Genomic DNA, 14898 nt, shown 5'->3' with positions numbered 1-14898 from the left:
TCAGTCCTGCAGACGAGTCGTGCCTTCGTGGCCGCCTGAGGTGTTCAGCTGCTTGGCGTAGCAGCTGTCGGGACCGAGTCCGTGCGACGAGCACCAGGACAGGGCATCATCAGGGTCGTTGTAGCCGATACCGACGACCGTGACCCAGAAATTGCCTTCCTTGAAGCTTGTGAAGTCACCGCTCCAGACGAGTTTGACGCGAGGAAACTCCTCACGCAGCTCCTGATGCTCGTCGAGGATCGCCTGTTCGTCCCAGGTTCTGCCTTCGGCTTTGAGCCCGACCTTCTTCGAGCTCAGCTGGGGCACCCATTTGCCGTTGAGGTCGTCTGTGGCCTCCTTGCCGTCCGCATCGGCGAGCTGCTTGAGTGCCTTCTTCGGGTCGTCGGGCAGCTGCGTCTCTTCCTCGGTGGGTTCTGGTTCAGCGCTGGCCGAACCGTCACTGCCGGTCTCGTCGGCCGTCGGTTCCTCACTTGAGGCGACGGTGGACTGTTCACCGGAATCGCGTGGGAACAGCGTCGCGGCGCCCCAGCCGATGCCCACGCCGAGGACGATGACGATCACGGCGAAGAGGGCGATCATTGGCCCGCGCTTCTTCGGTGCTGCCGCCGGCTGCTGATAAGGGCCCGGTCCCTGCGGATAGGGGTACTGATTCTGCGAGTAGGCCTGCTGACCGTGCGGTTGCTGCGGCCCGGCCTGCGGGTGGGCCGGACCGCTCTGCTGGTGAGGTGGTTGGGCCGGCGGGTGCGGCGGATAGGGTGGCTGCCCTTGCGGAGGCGCGCCCCAGCCGGTGTTCCCCTGGGGACGGGGCTGCGACGTCCACTGACTGTCGGACTGGTCGTTGACGTCCCATTCGTTCTCATCCCCGCGCCCGGGAGGGTTCGTACTCATCCGCAACTCCAGATCGATCACGCCGTATTTCAGAAAAAGTCCCGATAGAGAACTTCTCTTGCATTAACAGCCTAATATAAGTTGTGAACTACACATGCTTGACTTGATCAGTTGATTGTTTCGGTTTGAACTACATCGCGGAGCTGTCGAGCAGCTGCACTTGAGGACTGGGTATGGACGAGGAATCCGACGAGACGACACCGACCGCCGCCGAGGATCCGAAGGATCGGGATATCGAGGACCAGGAGAGTCCCGAGCCCGAGCCCACGGCCGGCGATCAGCCCGATTCCACCGAAGAGACTGCTCGCTGGGCGCCGCCGGAAGACGGGATGCCCGCCTCCCCGCAGACAGTCGACCCCTATCAGCAAGCAGCCGGGCCGTACCCGCCTGTCCCCGGTGCCCCTCCGCACGCCGGTGGGCCGCAGGCTCAAGGGTCCGCTCCCCACCAGCAGGGCGCCCACCCTCAAGGCTCGGGTCGCTATCAGCACGATCCCTATCGGCAAGACCCCTATCAGCAGGGGCCGTATCAGCACGGTCCCTGCCAATCCGGTCCCGTGCCGTATCCCGCACCGCCGGGCTACCCAGCACATGTCCCGAAGTCGAAGTTCGCCTCGGCGCTGGCGAAGGGTTCCACGTGGAGAACGGCCCTGATCCCACCGGGGATCGCCCTCCTCGGCGGCATTATCGTCTCCATCATCCTCACCGTCATCCTCACGTCGATGTCAGAATTCAGCGCCCTGACCGAGGAGACCGGCTTCAACCTCGACAGCCTCAGCTACGCTCTGCCCTTCGTCCTCATGGCGCTGTCCCTGTTCGGCTCGGCGGCACTGCGTCTCGATATCAATGCTCCTGACAGCTTCAACGCCCAGCTGAGCATCTTCACGACCGGGGCGCCCTTGGTCGTGACGATCATCATTGTCGGCCTGCTGTGGTCGATGACGAAGATCAGCGAACGCCGCTCCCCTGCACCCAACCGGGTGTCCACGTGGATCCGCATCGGGGTCTCGACCCTGGCGATGACGCTCGTGCTCTTCCTCCTCCAGGTCATCTTCGCCGCGCGCTTCTCCTCGTTCGAAGAAGACGGTGCGCTCACCTTCTCCTACTCGGCGGTTACCGTCCGGTCGTTCTTCCTGCCCCTGCTCGTCATCCTCATCACGAGCATCGCCGGCCGGATCGCTGGGCACTTCAAAGGCACCGAGGCGATCGGCGCACCGTTCCTGCGCTGGGCGGTCCCACCGCTGCTGGTGACCTGGGTCCACCTCGCCCTCTGCACCGCCGTGTTCTCGATCGTCGCGCTCTTCGTCCTGCCGCTGTCCGTCGAGATGCCGGGCCAGCTGGTACCGCTGACATTCATCAACATGGGTCTCATCCTCACCTCGCTGACCCACCTCGGCGGAATCAGCGCCACCGCCCAAGGTGACTTCGGCGTCTACTCGGACACCTTCAGCGAAAGCCTCACCCTGTTCAGCCGCGACGCTCCCGGCCTGCTGTGGCTGGGACTGCTCGTCGTTGCGGTCGCGGTGCTGATCGCGACGGTCGTCGCCACCGTCACCCGACGTCCGGCCTGGACCGTCGTCGAGCAGGACAAGCAGCAGTGGTCGAGTGCCTGGAAGCTGCCGGTGGCGTTCTGCCTCGTGTGGGGTCTGCTGTCGCTGCTGGCGATTCCTGCGCACCTGTCGATGTCCGGATCCGCCGAGGCGGCCATGTACTTCGGCGGTTCCGGTGCTGCCCGTGCCGGAATCGGCCCCCTGGCCTGGACGTTCCTCATCTTCGCCGTCTGGGGTGGGATCATCGAGGTGCTCTCCCGCACCCTCGGTCCACGACTCGCTCTCACCTTCCCGGCCCTGGCCCGGATCGCCGCCGGACGGACCGTGCATCCGCACTGGGGACCGCACCTGGGCATGAGCGAACCGCGTTTCGCCTTCGTTCATCCCGATCTGGCTCAGACAACCGCTCCGACGCCGCCGCCGGTCGCCCCCGGACCCGGCGAAGTCGGGCCACAGGCGCCCGGCGGATATCAGGGTCAGCCCGCATCGCCTGAAGCGTTCGGCTCGCGGGGCCACTTGCAGGGTCCGCAGCAGTTCTCCGCCCCGGTCGGCCCGCAGCAGCATCCGACACCGTCAGACCAGCAGCCTTACGCCTACCCGCAGGGTTCGGTCGGCCAGCAGGCCTATTCGGCGCCGCAAGGGGCGGCCGGGCAGCAGTCGCACCCGGTGCCGCAGGGAATGTACGCCGCACAGCCGTCTGCAGGTCCGGCCAGACCCTTCGACAAGAAGAAGACGACTCTCGTATCGGTCGTGGCCGGAGGGGCCGTCCTCCTCCTCGTCGCCGCGCTCATCGTCGTCACCCAGGTCAATGGGCACATGTTCGGTCCTGAAGCGACAGTGGAGAAGTACTTCGCGGAACTCTCCGACGGAGACGCCGAAGGGGCTCTCAAGGTCGCCGACGTCGATGTTCCACAGGAGTCACGGACCCTGCTGACGAACGACGTGCTCGGCGGATCCAAGGCGCTGCCCGACGATGTCACCGTCGACGATGCCGAGATCTCAGGCGACACGGCGACGGTCGCGGTCACCTATGACGTCGGAGGGTCCAAGGGCCACAGCACCCTGACCTTGCACCGGGCCGGGAAGAAGGCTCTGTTCTTCGACGACTGGACGCTCAAGAGTCCGGATCTGCTCACCCTCACCGTCGACACTCCGGGCCTCAAGAAGGTCAAGGTCAACGGAATCGACGTCGACAGCGACGGGTCGACGCTGTCCCTGCCGGCCTTCCCCGGTCTCTACACGATCGATGTGGCTGAGAAGTCCGACCTCATCACTGCCGACGAGGTCGAGGTGCGAGCGTTCCTCGGTGATGACGCGGACATGGAGGGTGAGGAGACACCGATGCTCGCCGCCCACCCCTCGGACGCGTTCCGCAGTGAGGTCGACAAGCAGGTCAAGACCCTCATCGACAGCTGCGCGAAGAAGACCGTCGCGCAGCCTGACGGGTGCCCGTTCGGCTCCTCGCTGGCGGAGAGCTACGATGCCACCGGCCTCAAGTGGTCGATCTCGTCGTATCCGACGGTGACCGTCGCCGATGACTCCATGGGCGCCGACCAGTATTCGGATCCCGCGGATGCGACCGGTCCGAACGGCGGACCTGCGTGGCTGATCTCCTCGGACACCTCCGGTGAGGCGCTTGTGACCGGCAGCTACGACATGTTCGATGAGTCCGAACCCTTCGATGACACCGTGACCTTCGACCTCACCGGCACGGCTGAGATCGTCGACGACAAGGTCGTCATCACCGTCACCGACGACCCCTGGGACTGGTGACCGACGAACCTCAGTCGACGAATATCGCCGAGGTGTCGCCGATCCTCTCCACCAGCCCTCGTCCTTCCTCGACGTAGGCAGCCCGCTCTCCCTCGGGAACCATCGCCCCGCCGGTGAGCCACACCAGGTGGACGCCCGCCGGAGACTCAGCCGCCGCATCACCCATCCGCCACGGAATGGTCAGCCCGGCGGTTGCCGAGGGTTCGACGTCGATGTCTTCGGTCTCGTGGAGCACACCGACTCCGGCCCGGATGACTTCGTCGGGGACCGCGGCGAAACCGGAGATCAGCGGCCCGATCGTCGGTCCGATGAATCGTGAGGGCCGGGCGACGGCCAGTCCGTCGGCGGCGGTGGCTCCGGAGAGTCCGATGTCCTGAACGGAGATGTCGCTGTGCCGACCGGTGCGCACACCGAGGAACATCGCCGGTGCCTGGCTCGGTTCGACGAAGACACAGTGCACCGCAGTTCCGAAGACGCGCTTGAGCCCGAACGTCACTCCCCCGGGCCCTCCGCCGATTCCGCACGGCAGGTAGACGGTGAGCGGATTCTGCTCATCGATGGTCACTCCGGCGGCGTCGAACTGGCGTCTGATCCGCAGTGCGGCCACCGAGTACCCGGCGAAGAGGCTCACCGAGTCCTCGTCGTCGACGAAGTGGGTGTTCGCGGCGGCTTCCGCCGAGGCGCGTCCGGCCTCCACGGCTTCGACGAAGTCACCGGCGTGTTCGATGACGTCGACTCCGTGGTCGCGCAGCGTCGTCTTCTTCCATTCGCGGGCGTCGGCGGACATGTGCACGGAGGCGGCGAATCCCAGCCGTGCGCTGAGGATTCCGATCGACAGTCCGAGGTTGCCCGTCGAGCCGACGACGATCCGGTGGTCTGCAGCGATCTCCCGGAACTGCGGGCTCGAGTAGGTGGCGGGATCATGAGCGTCGAGGCCGTGATCGGCGGCGACCGCCTCGGCGAATTCGAGCACCTCGTGGAAACCGCCACGCGCCTTGATCGACCCGCTCACCGGCAGAGAGTCATCACGCTTGAGCCACAGCTGACCGGAGAGTTCGGTTCCGAAGAGCGCGTCGAGTCGCTCCTGCGCCGAGGCGGCCCGCACGAGCGGCGATTCGATCAGTCCGCCGCGGGCCTCGGGGAAGGCCGATGCGAGTTCGACGGGGACCGTTGCCGTTTCCGGGAAGGTCTCGGCGAACCAAGGGGCGAAGCGGTCGAACCGGGCCGCCGCGGAATCCATGACGTCGGCGAGATCGGGCAGGGCCGCCTCGGCGGGAGTTCGCCGGACCCATGTGGTCGCCTGGGCTGATGCCAAGGATCGGATGACGTCGTCGTCGCGAAGATCGGTGGGAAGTTGAGTCATGCCCCGATCGTAGCCGGACTTTCGGGCAAGGATCAGACGATCTTCTTCGCATCCTCGAGCACGTCGGCGAGTTCGTTCAGCCAGGTTGCGTAGCCGTCATAGGTGTAGGCGCGTTTGTCGTCCCAGGTGCCCAGCTGTCCGGCCTTGACGGCAGGCAGCCGTCGGTAGACGGGATTGTCCTCGTAGTCGGCCGACGCGTCGTGGACGAGGAGGACGTCGGCCGGGTAGTCGGAGATCTTCTCCCAGGACACTTCAGCCCAGGCGCTGTCGGCCGGGGATTCGGGCCCGACGAGGGTGAGTCCGTCCTCGCTGAGCATCTGCGCGATCCCCAGCGAGGTTGAGGCGTAGTTGATCTCGGCGCTGAAGTTCGCGAGCAGCACGGTCAGCGAATCATTGTCCTCGGCGACGGTGCGGATGCGTTTGCGCGCCTTTTCGAAGGCCTTGCGGTCCTCGGCGACGGCACCGGATTCCGTGTCTTTGCCCAGTGCCTCTGCGATCGCGGCGTATTGGGCGAACATCGCATCCGGACTCTGCTCGCTCAGCTTGACGGGAACGAAGTCGACGAGGTCGTTGACCTGGTCTTTGACCTTGTCGTCCCACCAGGTCCAGCCGTCGCCCTCGTCATTGCCGTAAGCAACGAGGATGTCCGGCTCGGTCAGCGCAAGGGCTTCGATATCGAGTTCCATCTCGGTGCCGACGACCTCGACCCCGGTGGAGTCGAAGGCCTTCCCCGGTGATTCGTTCTGCCCGAATCCGAAGACCGCGACCGGGGTGATCCCGTACTGTGCCAGACCGGCCGCGGAGTAGAAGTCCGCGGCGATGCGCTTGGCCGGACGGTCGAGTTCGATCGTCAGCCCGTCATAGCCCTCGGGCGAGTAGCGGAAGTTCTGTTCCGTGCCGCCGCCTCCGGAGGCCGCAGACGGCGCGTCATCGGTCGTCGAACCGTCGCAGGCGACGAGGGCGAACGGGGCGAGAACGGAGAGGGCAAGAAGCTGACGACGACGCATCGAGAGCCTTTCGGTGAGCGTCCCGGCGAGGACGGATCGGGCACGTCCCCGCGGGGACATTGGACGAGGTGGAACGGTGGAAGTGCTGGTCAGCGCGCTGCTCAGCCGGCCTTGTTGATAAGGCCTGGCGACGCCGGGACCACCGTAACACTATTTGGAAAGGCTAGCCTTACTGAATTAGAGTAGAGCAGTGTTGTGGATGTTCGCACGTCCTCGACAGCTGCACACACGAACGGAACGCGTCCCCGCGGGGACGCACCCAAGACCCTGTGGTCGTGGGATGCGAAGGAGAATCAGTGTCACGAGCCCCCATCGGTGCTTTCGAAGCAGAGGTCGTCGCCGTCGAAGACCTCAGCCCGTCTTTCCGTCGGGTGACATTCGGGGGTGCGGGACTCGAGGAATTCGGTCCGAACACGCACCCTCGTGACCTGCGGATCAAACTCGTCATCCCTCCGGCAGGAGCGGCCACACCGCAGTTCGACCTGCCCGCGTTCCTCACCGAGCAGGAAGCTGCCGGTGTCTCCTGGTACCGAGCCTGGCTGCAGGTCGATCCCGAGGTTCGCGGCGCGATGCGCACCTACACGGTGCGGGACTGGAACGATGCCGACCGCAGACTCGTCATCGACATGGTCCTCCACACCGATGAGCACGGTCATTCGGGCCCGGCGGCTCAGTGGGCCGAATCCGCCGAGGTGGGGCACAGTCTCCACATCATCGGCCCCTCCCGTGCCTCGGAGACCCCGTGCGCCGGAATCGAGTTCGCCCCCGGCGATGCCCACCAGATCCTGCTCGCCGGCGACGAAACCGCCGTGCCCGCGATCGCCTCGATCCTCGATTCGCTCAAGGACAGTCAGGCCCAAGGCAAGGCCGTGCTCGAGGTCCCGAGAGCCGAGGACATCATCGACATGACCGCTCCCGCCGGCTTCGAGATCGAATGGCTGCCGCGCGGCAACGCCGATTTCGGACAGCTGCTCGAACCCGCCGTCCGTGAGGCGGTGCGTTCGGAGACCCGGATCCCCGCCGAAGTGGGGGCCGGATCGGCAGGGTCGGCCGGCGGGCCGCATGGTCAGGTGCGGGAACTCGATGATGTCAACATCGACGAGGAGATCCTCTGGGATGTTCCCGCGGCCCTCACCGAGGCGGCCCAGGACAGTTCGAGTGCGACGGAGAAGGACACCCGTCCCTTCTATGCCTGGATCGCCGGAGAGGCCGGGCCGGTCAAGCGTCTGCGCCGCTACCTCGTCCAGGAGGTCGGGGTCGACCGCAAGCAGATCGCCTTCATGGGCTACTGGCGGCAGGGCAAGGCCGAGGGCTGAGCACTCGGCCCCTCAGCAGACAGCGCGCTCAGATCTCGGCGAGCATCTTTCCGGGGTTGAGGATGCCCTGCGGGTCGAGGGCGTTCTTCACGGCCAGCTGGATCCGTCGTGATCCTTCGTCGAGTTCGTTCGGCAGCCACGCGCGTTTGAGGAAGCCGACCCCGTGCTCTCCGGTGATCGTTCCACCGAGCTCGAGGCCGACGCGCATGATCTCTTCGAACACCTCTTCGGCCTTCGCCGTCTCGGCCGCATCCGCAGAGTCGAAGAACACCGACGGGTGCATATTGCCGTCACCGGCATGAGCGACGAGCGCGATCTCGAGTCCGGAGGATGCCCGCAGCTCGGCCAGCCGGTCGCAGAATTCGGGAACGGCCGTGCGCGGCAGGCACACATCATCGAGCAGCTGCCCACCGCCGTGGGCGTTCGCGAACTTCTCGTAGGCCGGCTGGATCATCCGCCTGGCGGTGATGAGGGCCGCGGAGTCCGTCGGGTCGTCGGAGTACGCGACGTCGAGGGCACCGCAGCGCTGAGCCACCTCGGTGAAGGTCGACATCGCGGCTTCCGCATCCGTCGGGTTGTCGTCGACCTGCATGATGAGCATCGCCCCGGCATCGCCGTCGAGACCGAAGTCGCCGTAGTCGTTGAGCATGCGCAGGCTTGCCCCGTCGAGGAACTCGAACAGACTCGGCACCCCTCCTCCGGCCACGAAGTCGGCGACGGTCTGCAGTCCGCTGCGCTCATCGGGGAATGTCGCAATCGCGGTGAACGGATCAGGCAGAGCGGGCACCAGGCGCAGGGTCGCCTCGACGACGATGCCCAAGGTGCCTTCGGAGCCGATGAAGAGGTGGCGCATATCGAGTCCGGCCACGCCCTTCGCCGTCTGCGGGCCGAGCGTCGTGATGCTCCCGTCGGCGAGAACGACCTTGAGCGACCGGACGTAATCCCTGGTCACACCGTATTTCACGCAACACAGGCCGCCTGCGTTCGTGGCGATGTTCCCACCGATCGACGACAGCGCGACCGATCCGGGATCGGGCGGGTAGGACAGCCCGTACGGGGCCAGGTGATCCTTGAGGTCCTGGTTGATGATGCCCGGCTGGACGGTGACGAGTCGTTCGGCCTCGTTGACGGCCACGACGTCCTTCATCTTCGATACGTTGAGCAGGATCGCCCCGGGTGAGGCGTTCGCTCCGCCGGAGATTCCGGACCGTGCGCCCTGCGGGACGACGGGGACCCGATGTTCGCCGGCGAAGCGCATGACTTCCTGGACATCCCCCGCCGAGGCGGCCCTGACCAGGGCGATCGCACCCTCGCGTGGACAGAACAGGGCTTCGTCACTGGAGTGGGCGTCGATGACGTCGGGGTCGGTCGTCAGTGCGCCCGGGCTCAGACGGGCGGCGAGGTCAGCGAGCACGGCCGGATCAAGAGTGGGGAAGTCGGTGGTCGGGTTCGCGGCTGCGGTCGGAAGGGTCGACATGCGTGCTCCTCGGTTCATCGGTGGCGGCAGCGAAGGTCGGCGTCGCAACGTCGCGGTCGTCCGCCTCGGCGATGGGTGTCGACGGTCGTGCAGCCTTCTACTTGAGCTTCGCCTCCAGGCTATCGGGCGCCGGTGCCGCCTTGAGGATGAGGGTCACAATGCCGGCGGTGACCATCGCGGCGCCGACGACCCACATCCCCGCGTTCTGGGTCCCGGTGAGGTCGGCGAGCCAGCCCGTGATGTAGGGGGCGAAGAATCCGGCCGAGTTGCCCAGTGAGTTGATGAGCGCAAGACCGGCGGCGGCTCCGGCACCAGCGAGGAAGGTCTGCGGCAGCGGCCAGAACGTCGGCAGGGCCGCACAGATCGCCATGCACGTGATCGTCACTGCGATCATCGTGGTGAACGGTGAGGACAGGTAGAGCGCGATCGGGATCGTCACACCGCCGATGAAGAGCGGGAGGGCCACGTGCCAGACCCGTTCGCCGCTGCGGTCGCCGTGGCGGGACCAGAAGTACATGGCCAGAGCACCGAAGATATAGGGGATGGCGGTGATCAAGCCGATCTCAACGATCGAGTATTCGACGCCGAAGGTCGCCTGGAACCCGGAGATGATCGTCGGCAGGAAGAAGCTCATCGCATAGAGGCCGTAGACCATGCCGAAGTAGACGAAGGACAGGGCCCACACACGCGGTTGGAGGAGGGAGCGGCGGACCGGGTAGTGGAAGGTCTGCTCCTTGTCCTTCTCCTCGGCGTCCATGGTCGCCTGCAGCCAGTTGCGCTCTTCGACAGTCAGCCATTTGGCATCGCGGGGACGATCGGTGAGGTAGACGATGCACATGATGCCCAACAGCACCGCCGGGACGCCTTCGATGATGAACATGAAGCGCCAACCGGCGAAGCTGTCGAACATGGCATTGCCGCTCGAGATCAGCCAGGACGACAGCGGCGATCCGACGACGCTGGACAGGGGGATCGCGAGCATGAACAGCGCAGTCGCCCGGGCACGCATCGTGGTCGGGAACCAGTAGGTGAGGTAGAGGATGACACCGGGGAAGAATCCCGCCTCGGCGATTCCGAGGAGGAACCGCAGCACATAGAGCCAGCCGTGGTTCGGCACGAACGCCATTGCGGCGGCGATGATCCCCCAGCTGATGAGGATGCGGGCGAGCCAGATGCGCGCCCCGAATCTGTGCAGCGCGAGGTTCGAGGGCACCTCGAGGATGAGGTAGCCGAAGAAGAACACGCCCGCGGCGAACCCGTACTGGGTGGCGTTCATCGCGAGGTCCTCATTCATTCCGCCGGGGCCGGCGATGCCGAGGTTCGTGCGGTCGAGGTAGTTGATGAAGTACATCGCGATGATGAACGGAATGAGCCGGATGAGGACCTTGCGCATGGTCCGCTTCTCCAACACGGTGCCGGACGGTGACTGTCCGGCTGCGGACGGGCTCACCTCGGATGACATAGGATCTCCTTCGATCTGGTCCGGCCACGGTGGTGGCTCGGGATTCGCCGCGATGACGGCTCTCTGCGCACTACGGCAACACATTACGACAGCTCGCCCGCCTCGCCTAGCGTTCGCGGCGGAAGTGCCGAATACCGGGACGACTGCGGACTACTACGATTGGAGCAGAGCGACAAGGGGGACACCATGCAGCCGATGACCGAACTCGATGCCGCGAGCCTGCGTGAGTACTACAGGAAGTTCGCTCTCCTGGAGGCCGCCGAGAGCTCTCCGATCTACACTCAGTGGGCTCGGGGCGTGGCCGAGGATGAGGTCATCATCGCTCGGCTCCTCGAGCTTCCTACACCGAAACGTCAGGCGAACCTGCTCTTCGCGGCGGCCCGCCACCTCGGCGCCGGAAATGGTGACTATTCGAGCCTGAGGGAATGGCTGCTGAAGAACTGGGGGCCAACCCGCGAACTCATGCTTGCGCGTTCGACTCAGACGAACGAGGCAGGTCGCTGCGCTGTGCTCTTACCGGCCCTGGCTCAGCTCTCCGGCCCGCTGTCGCTCATCGAGGTCGGCGCCTCGGCCGGGCTGTGCCTGTATCCCGATCGGTACAGCTACACGTATCGCAGCGAGTCAGGCATCACCCGGTGCGACCCAGTCACCGGTCCGAGCAGCGTCACCTTGGACTGCGAGCTCAGACATGCCGCGCCCCCGACGCGTGTCCCCGAAGTCGCCTGGCGCGCCGGGATCGACCTCAATCCGATCGACATCGCCGATACTGACCAGCAGAAATGGCTGCAGTCGCTGATCTGGCCCGAGCACGACGGACGACGCGCTCGGCTGAGTGCCGCCGCAGAGCTCGTCGGGGCGGATCCGCCGAGGCTGGTCCCCGGGGATCTGCTCGACACCGTCGAGTCGCTGGCGGCCGAGGCTCCTGCGAACACGCAGACCGTCGTGTTCCACAGCGCCGTGCTCGCCTATGTCGAGCCCGCCGTACGCGAGCGGTTCGCCGCCCTCATGCGCGAGCGCGAGGACATCGTGTGGATCAGCAATGAGGGCGGTGGGGTGCTGCCTGACGTTCTCGCGCAGGTCAGCGACCTGGGCGTCCAGCCGGACGGTCGCTTCGTCCTTGCCGTCGACGGCAGGGCCACGGCACTGACCGGTCCACACGGGCAGAGCTATGAGGGGCTGATGTAGGGCAGAGCCCGTGCACTGCCTTCGGAAGGCACCCTGATGCATTCCTCAGCGCACTTTCCCACCTCGTTGAGTCCGTCATCGGTGATGGCCGGCTGTCCTCACGCCCAGCCGACGACGAGGCGGGCCGCCTCGGCGGGGACCGTCGGGTCGACCCCGGTGAGTTCGGCGAAACGGCGCAGACGATTGGCCACGGTGTTGCGGTGGCAGAACAGTTCGGTCGCACTGGCGCCGATGCTTCCCGAGGCCAGGTAGGCCCGCACCGCTTCGATGAGGCGTTCGCGTTCGACCCGGCCGCAGTCGGCGAGCGCCGAATCGACATCGCCGAGGATCGGGTTGCCGGCAGCGTTGAGCGACCGGGCTGCCAGGCGCGCCCACCCGCGTCGCCATGTCATCGCCGAGGTCTCATCAGGGGCGATGACTTCGGCAAGATCGCGAGCCGTCAGTGCCGACCTCCGCAGGGCACCGATACCCGCGGCCCGCACGTATCCCACCCGCGCCTCAGCGACCCGGCGTTCGAACGCCTCGCCGGGGCGACCGCGAGATTCCGAATCGCGGGTGAACGCAATGAGCACCTCGCCGAGGTGGTGCGTGAACATGGTCCCGCCCGCGCGGGCGTAATCGGAGATGAGCACGCGCAGCGCTCGCAGATCCTCCCCGGCCGCGGCGATGACCAGCAGCGGTGAGTCCGCCTCGAGGCCGAGACCGGACGCAATCGTCGACAGGCGCTCACTGGTCGGGTCGGGGTCGTCGAAGAGGCTGGCGATCAGTCCCGTCTGCACCGAGTACTCTTCGGCGCGCATCCGCGCCAGCTCCGCCGTGTAGGCCTGCTGGACCTGGGAGACGTATTCGTCGACGGTGCTGAGCACGATGCCCGTGTGGCGGATGACGAGCTCGGCATCGTCCTGGCTCGCCACCCGGGTGAGCACCTCCCAGAGCACATTGAAGTCGTGGCGGATTGCGGTCATCAGCGCCTCCAGGGGAATGCCCGCCCGGGCTCGCGAGACGCCGACCTCCGTCGAGATCGCCACCGGTCCATCGAAGCCGCCGGCCCGCAGTCCCTCGATCAAGGTGCTGAAGGAGAGCCGTCCGGTCCGGCGCAGCTCGGAGACGGGGATCGGCGCGGGGTCGTATCCGGAGACGGTGACAACGCGGGACATGAACCTCTCGGTCAACTCATCGAGGTCGAGCGCATCGAGAAGTTCGAGCCATCGCTGCTCGTCCCCAGGCGCCGGCCGGTCCCGCAGCTGCCGGTCGTCGACATTTCCCTCCTGCTCATTCACCACCCCTCAAGGATATGTGCATATGCACAAGTTGTGACCGATATTCGGCGGCAAATGCGCCTGGAGCATGGCATGTGGCACTCTGTAAGGTCGGTACCTGCCGGGCCAACGCAGCGTATGCCGGGGGCACTCCTCCTGCATGCGCACGCGGCGCCCGGTGCCTCACCCGCACACAGATGCGGCCGAACCGGGCCGCATCCCCCGGACTCAACGGAGAGAACCATGAGCGAGCAGAACACCACGGCGGCCGCCGAGTTCAACGCCACCACTGAGCTGAGCATCAAGGATGCGAACAAGGTCGCCGCCGGGGCGCTGATCGGCACCGCCCTCGAGTGGTACGACTTCTTCCTCTTCTCGGCCGCGGCCGCCCTGATCTTCAATGTCCAGTACTTCACGAACGAGAACGCCACCGCCGCCGCTCTCGCGTCCTTCGCCACCTTCGGCGTCGGACTCGCAGCCCGCCCCATCGGCGGGCTCATCTTCGGCCGCATGGGCGACAAGCTCGGTCGCCGCCGGGTCCTGCTCATCACGATCATCGGCATCGGCGTCGTCACCGGTCTCATCGGCCTGCTGCCGACCTACGCCGCCATCGGCTTCGCCGCCCCCGCCCTGCTCGTGCTCCTGCGCATCCTCCAGGGCCTCTTCGTCGGTGGCGAATGGTCGGGCGCGATGACGCTCGTCGTCGAGAACGCACCCCTGCACCTGCGCGCCCGCTACGCGGCGATCCCGCAGATCGGTTCCCCGATCGGCACCATCCTGTCCTCCGGCGGCTTCTTCATCATGACGCTCGTCTTCTCGCAGGACAACTTCAATTCCTTCGGCTGGAGGATCCCCTTCCTCATCGCCCTGCCCCTGCTCATCGTCGCCGTCTACCTCCGTTCTCGACTCGAGGAGTCGCCGGTCTTCCGTCAGCTCGAGGAGTCCGGCGAGGTCGAGAAGAGCCCGATCAGCACGACTCTGCGTGACAGCTGGAAGCAGGTCATCGTCGGTATGGCCGCAGCCCTGCTCGGCGTCGGCGGCTTCTACCTCGTCACCGCGTTCTGCGTCTGGTACGGCGTCAACATCCTCGGCTATGACGATTCGCTCCTGCTGCTGGGCAGCATGGTCGCGGCCTTCGTCGAGATCTTCGTCCTCATCTGGGGCGGAGCATTGGGGGCGAAGTACGGTGCCAGCAAGGTCGTCCTCTGGGGCGGAGTCGCCTCGGCGCTGGTCTCGGTCCCAGCGTTCCTGCTGTTCGTGACCGGTCAGCCGGTGCTCATCATCCTGGCCATGACCCTGGCGGTGGGCACCCTGTCGCTGCCCTACGCCGCCTCGGGGACCGTGATGACCGGCCTGTTCCCGGCCAACACCCGCTATACAGGCGTGGGAATGTCGCAGAACGCCGCCGGTATGCTCTCCGGATTCATTCCGCTGCTGGCCACCGGCTTCGTCGCCTCGGCGGGAGATCACTGGTGGCCGGCCGCCGCGATGCTCGCCTTCCTGTCGCTGTTCACCGCCTTCGCCGGAATCATCGCCCCGAAGTTGAGCGTCGACCTGCCGGGCTTCAAACACTGAGCCCGTCTCCGGACCCGCTCAACCGCACCCCTGCCCGCCGGGGTCA

At 66.1% G+C, this 14898-nt stretch carries 10 protein-coding genes; 4 read left to right on the top strand and 6 right to left on the bottom strand.

The annotated features are described in order from the left end of the window. Complete coding sequence (locus EB836_RS03885) at window positions 1-888, bottom strand: hypothetical protein (RefSeq protein ID WP_240689580.1); 888 nt, start codon at window positions 886-888, stop codon at window positions 1-3. Window positions 889-1061: 173 nt separating this feature from the next. Between EB836_RS03885 and EB836_RS03880 the strand changes: the two genes are divergently transcribed. After that, the gene (locus EB836_RS03880) at window positions 1062-4208 is read left to right on the top strand and encodes a hypothetical protein (RefSeq protein ID WP_240689579.1); all 3147 of its coding nucleotides are present in this window, start codon (window positions 1062-1064) and stop codon (window positions 4206-4208) included. A 10-nt stretch (window positions 4209-4218) separates the two neighbouring features. On the opposite strand, the gene EB836_RS03875 is transcribed toward EB836_RS03880, so the two are convergent. Next, entirely contained in the window at window positions 4219-5571 is a 1353-nt protein-coding gene (locus EB836_RS03875) for a D-serine ammonia-lyase (protein WP_135537763.1), read from the bottom strand. A 32-nt stretch (window positions 5572-5603) separates the two neighbouring features. After that, a complete protein-coding gene (locus EB836_RS03870) occupies window positions 5604-6638 on the bottom strand; it encodes an ABC transporter substrate-binding protein (protein ID WP_135537762.1) in 1035 nt (344 codons plus the stop codon). 236 nt (window positions 6639-6874) lie between these two features. Between EB836_RS03870 and EB836_RS03865 the strand changes: the two genes are divergently transcribed. Further along, complete coding sequence (locus tag EB836_RS03865; protein ID WP_135537761.1) at window positions 6875-7894, top strand: siderophore-interacting protein; 1020 nt, start codon at window positions 6875-6877, stop codon at window positions 7892-7894. A 28-nt stretch (window positions 7895-7922) separates the two neighbouring features. On the opposite strand, the gene EB836_RS03860 is transcribed toward EB836_RS03865, so the two are convergent. Then, window positions 7923-9371 (bottom strand): FAD-linked oxidase C-terminal domain-containing protein, encoded by a 1449-nt coding sequence (locus tag EB836_RS03860; protein WP_135537760.1) that lies wholly within the window; start codon window positions 9369-9371, stop codon window positions 7923-7925. Window positions 9372-9468: 97 nt separating this feature from the next. Further along, window positions 9469-10833, bottom strand: a complete 1365-nt coding sequence (locus EB836_RS03855; RefSeq protein ID WP_135537759.1) for an MFS transporter — start codon at window positions 10831-10833, stop codon at window positions 9469-9471. Between the two features lie 195 nt (window positions 10834-11028). Between EB836_RS03855 and EB836_RS03850 the strand changes: the two genes are divergently transcribed. Then, window positions 11029-12018 (top strand): DUF2332 domain-containing protein, encoded by a 990-nt coding sequence (locus tag EB836_RS03850; RefSeq protein WP_240689578.1) that lies wholly within the window; start codon window positions 11029-11031, stop codon window positions 12016-12018. Between the two features lie 98 nt (window positions 12019-12116). On the opposite strand, the gene EB836_RS03845 is transcribed toward EB836_RS03850, so the two are convergent. Next, complete coding sequence (locus tag EB836_RS03845) at window positions 12117-13301, bottom strand: helix-turn-helix domain-containing protein (RefSeq protein ID WP_240689577.1); 1185 nt, start codon at window positions 13299-13301, stop codon at window positions 12117-12119. A 219-nt stretch (window positions 13302-13520) separates the two neighbouring features. Here EB836_RS03845 and EB836_RS03840 point away from each other — a divergent pair, with 219 nt between their 5' ends. Beyond that, window positions 13521-14852, top strand: a complete 1332-nt coding sequence (locus EB836_RS03840; RefSeq protein WP_135537758.1) for an MFS transporter — start codon at window positions 13521-13523, stop codon at window positions 14850-14852. Window positions 14853-14898: the final 46 nt, after the last annotated feature.

Origin of the sequence: Brevibacterium sp. S111 (genome assembly GCF_004745075.1) — a bacterium.
Taxonomy (GTDB): Bacteria; Actinomycetota; Actinomycetes; order Actinomycetales; family Brevibacteriaceae; genus Brevibacterium.
The sequence above is the reverse complement of the archived record's forward strand: the minus strand, read 5'-3'. Positions and strand labels throughout refer to the sequence as shown.

Bases quoted from the DNA above. Each gene is read 5' to 3' on its own strand.
- EB836_RS03885 (WP_240689580.1), bottom strand. From the start codon at position 888: ATGAGTACGAACCCTCCCGGGCGCGGGGATGAGAACGAATGGGACGTC.
- EB836_RS03880 (WP_240689579.1), top strand. From the start codon at position 1,062: ATGGACGAGGAATCCGACGAGACGACACCGACCGCCGCCGAGGATCCG.
- EB836_RS03875 (WP_135537763.1), bottom strand. From the start codon at position 5,571: ATGACTCAACTTCCCACCGATCTTCGCGACGACGACGTCATCCGATCC.
- EB836_RS03870 (WP_135537762.1), bottom strand. From the start codon at position 6,638: ATGTCCCCGCGGGGACGTGCCCGATCCGTCCTCGCCGGGACGCTCACC.
- EB836_RS03860 (WP_135537760.1), bottom strand. From the start codon at position 9,371: ATGTCGACCCTTCCGACCGCAGCCGCGAACCCGACCACCGACTTCCCC.
- EB836_RS03855 (WP_135537759.1), bottom strand. From the start codon at position 10,833: ATGTCATCCGAGGTGAGCCCGTCCGCAGCCGGACAGTCACCGTCCGGC.
- EB836_RS03850 (WP_240689578.1), top strand. From the start codon at position 11,029: ATGACCGAACTCGATGCCGCGAGCCTGCGTGAGTACTACAGGAAGTTC.
- EB836_RS03840 (WP_135537758.1), top strand. From the start codon at position 13,521: ATGAGCGAGCAGAACACCACGGCGGCCGCCGAGTTCAACGCCACCACT.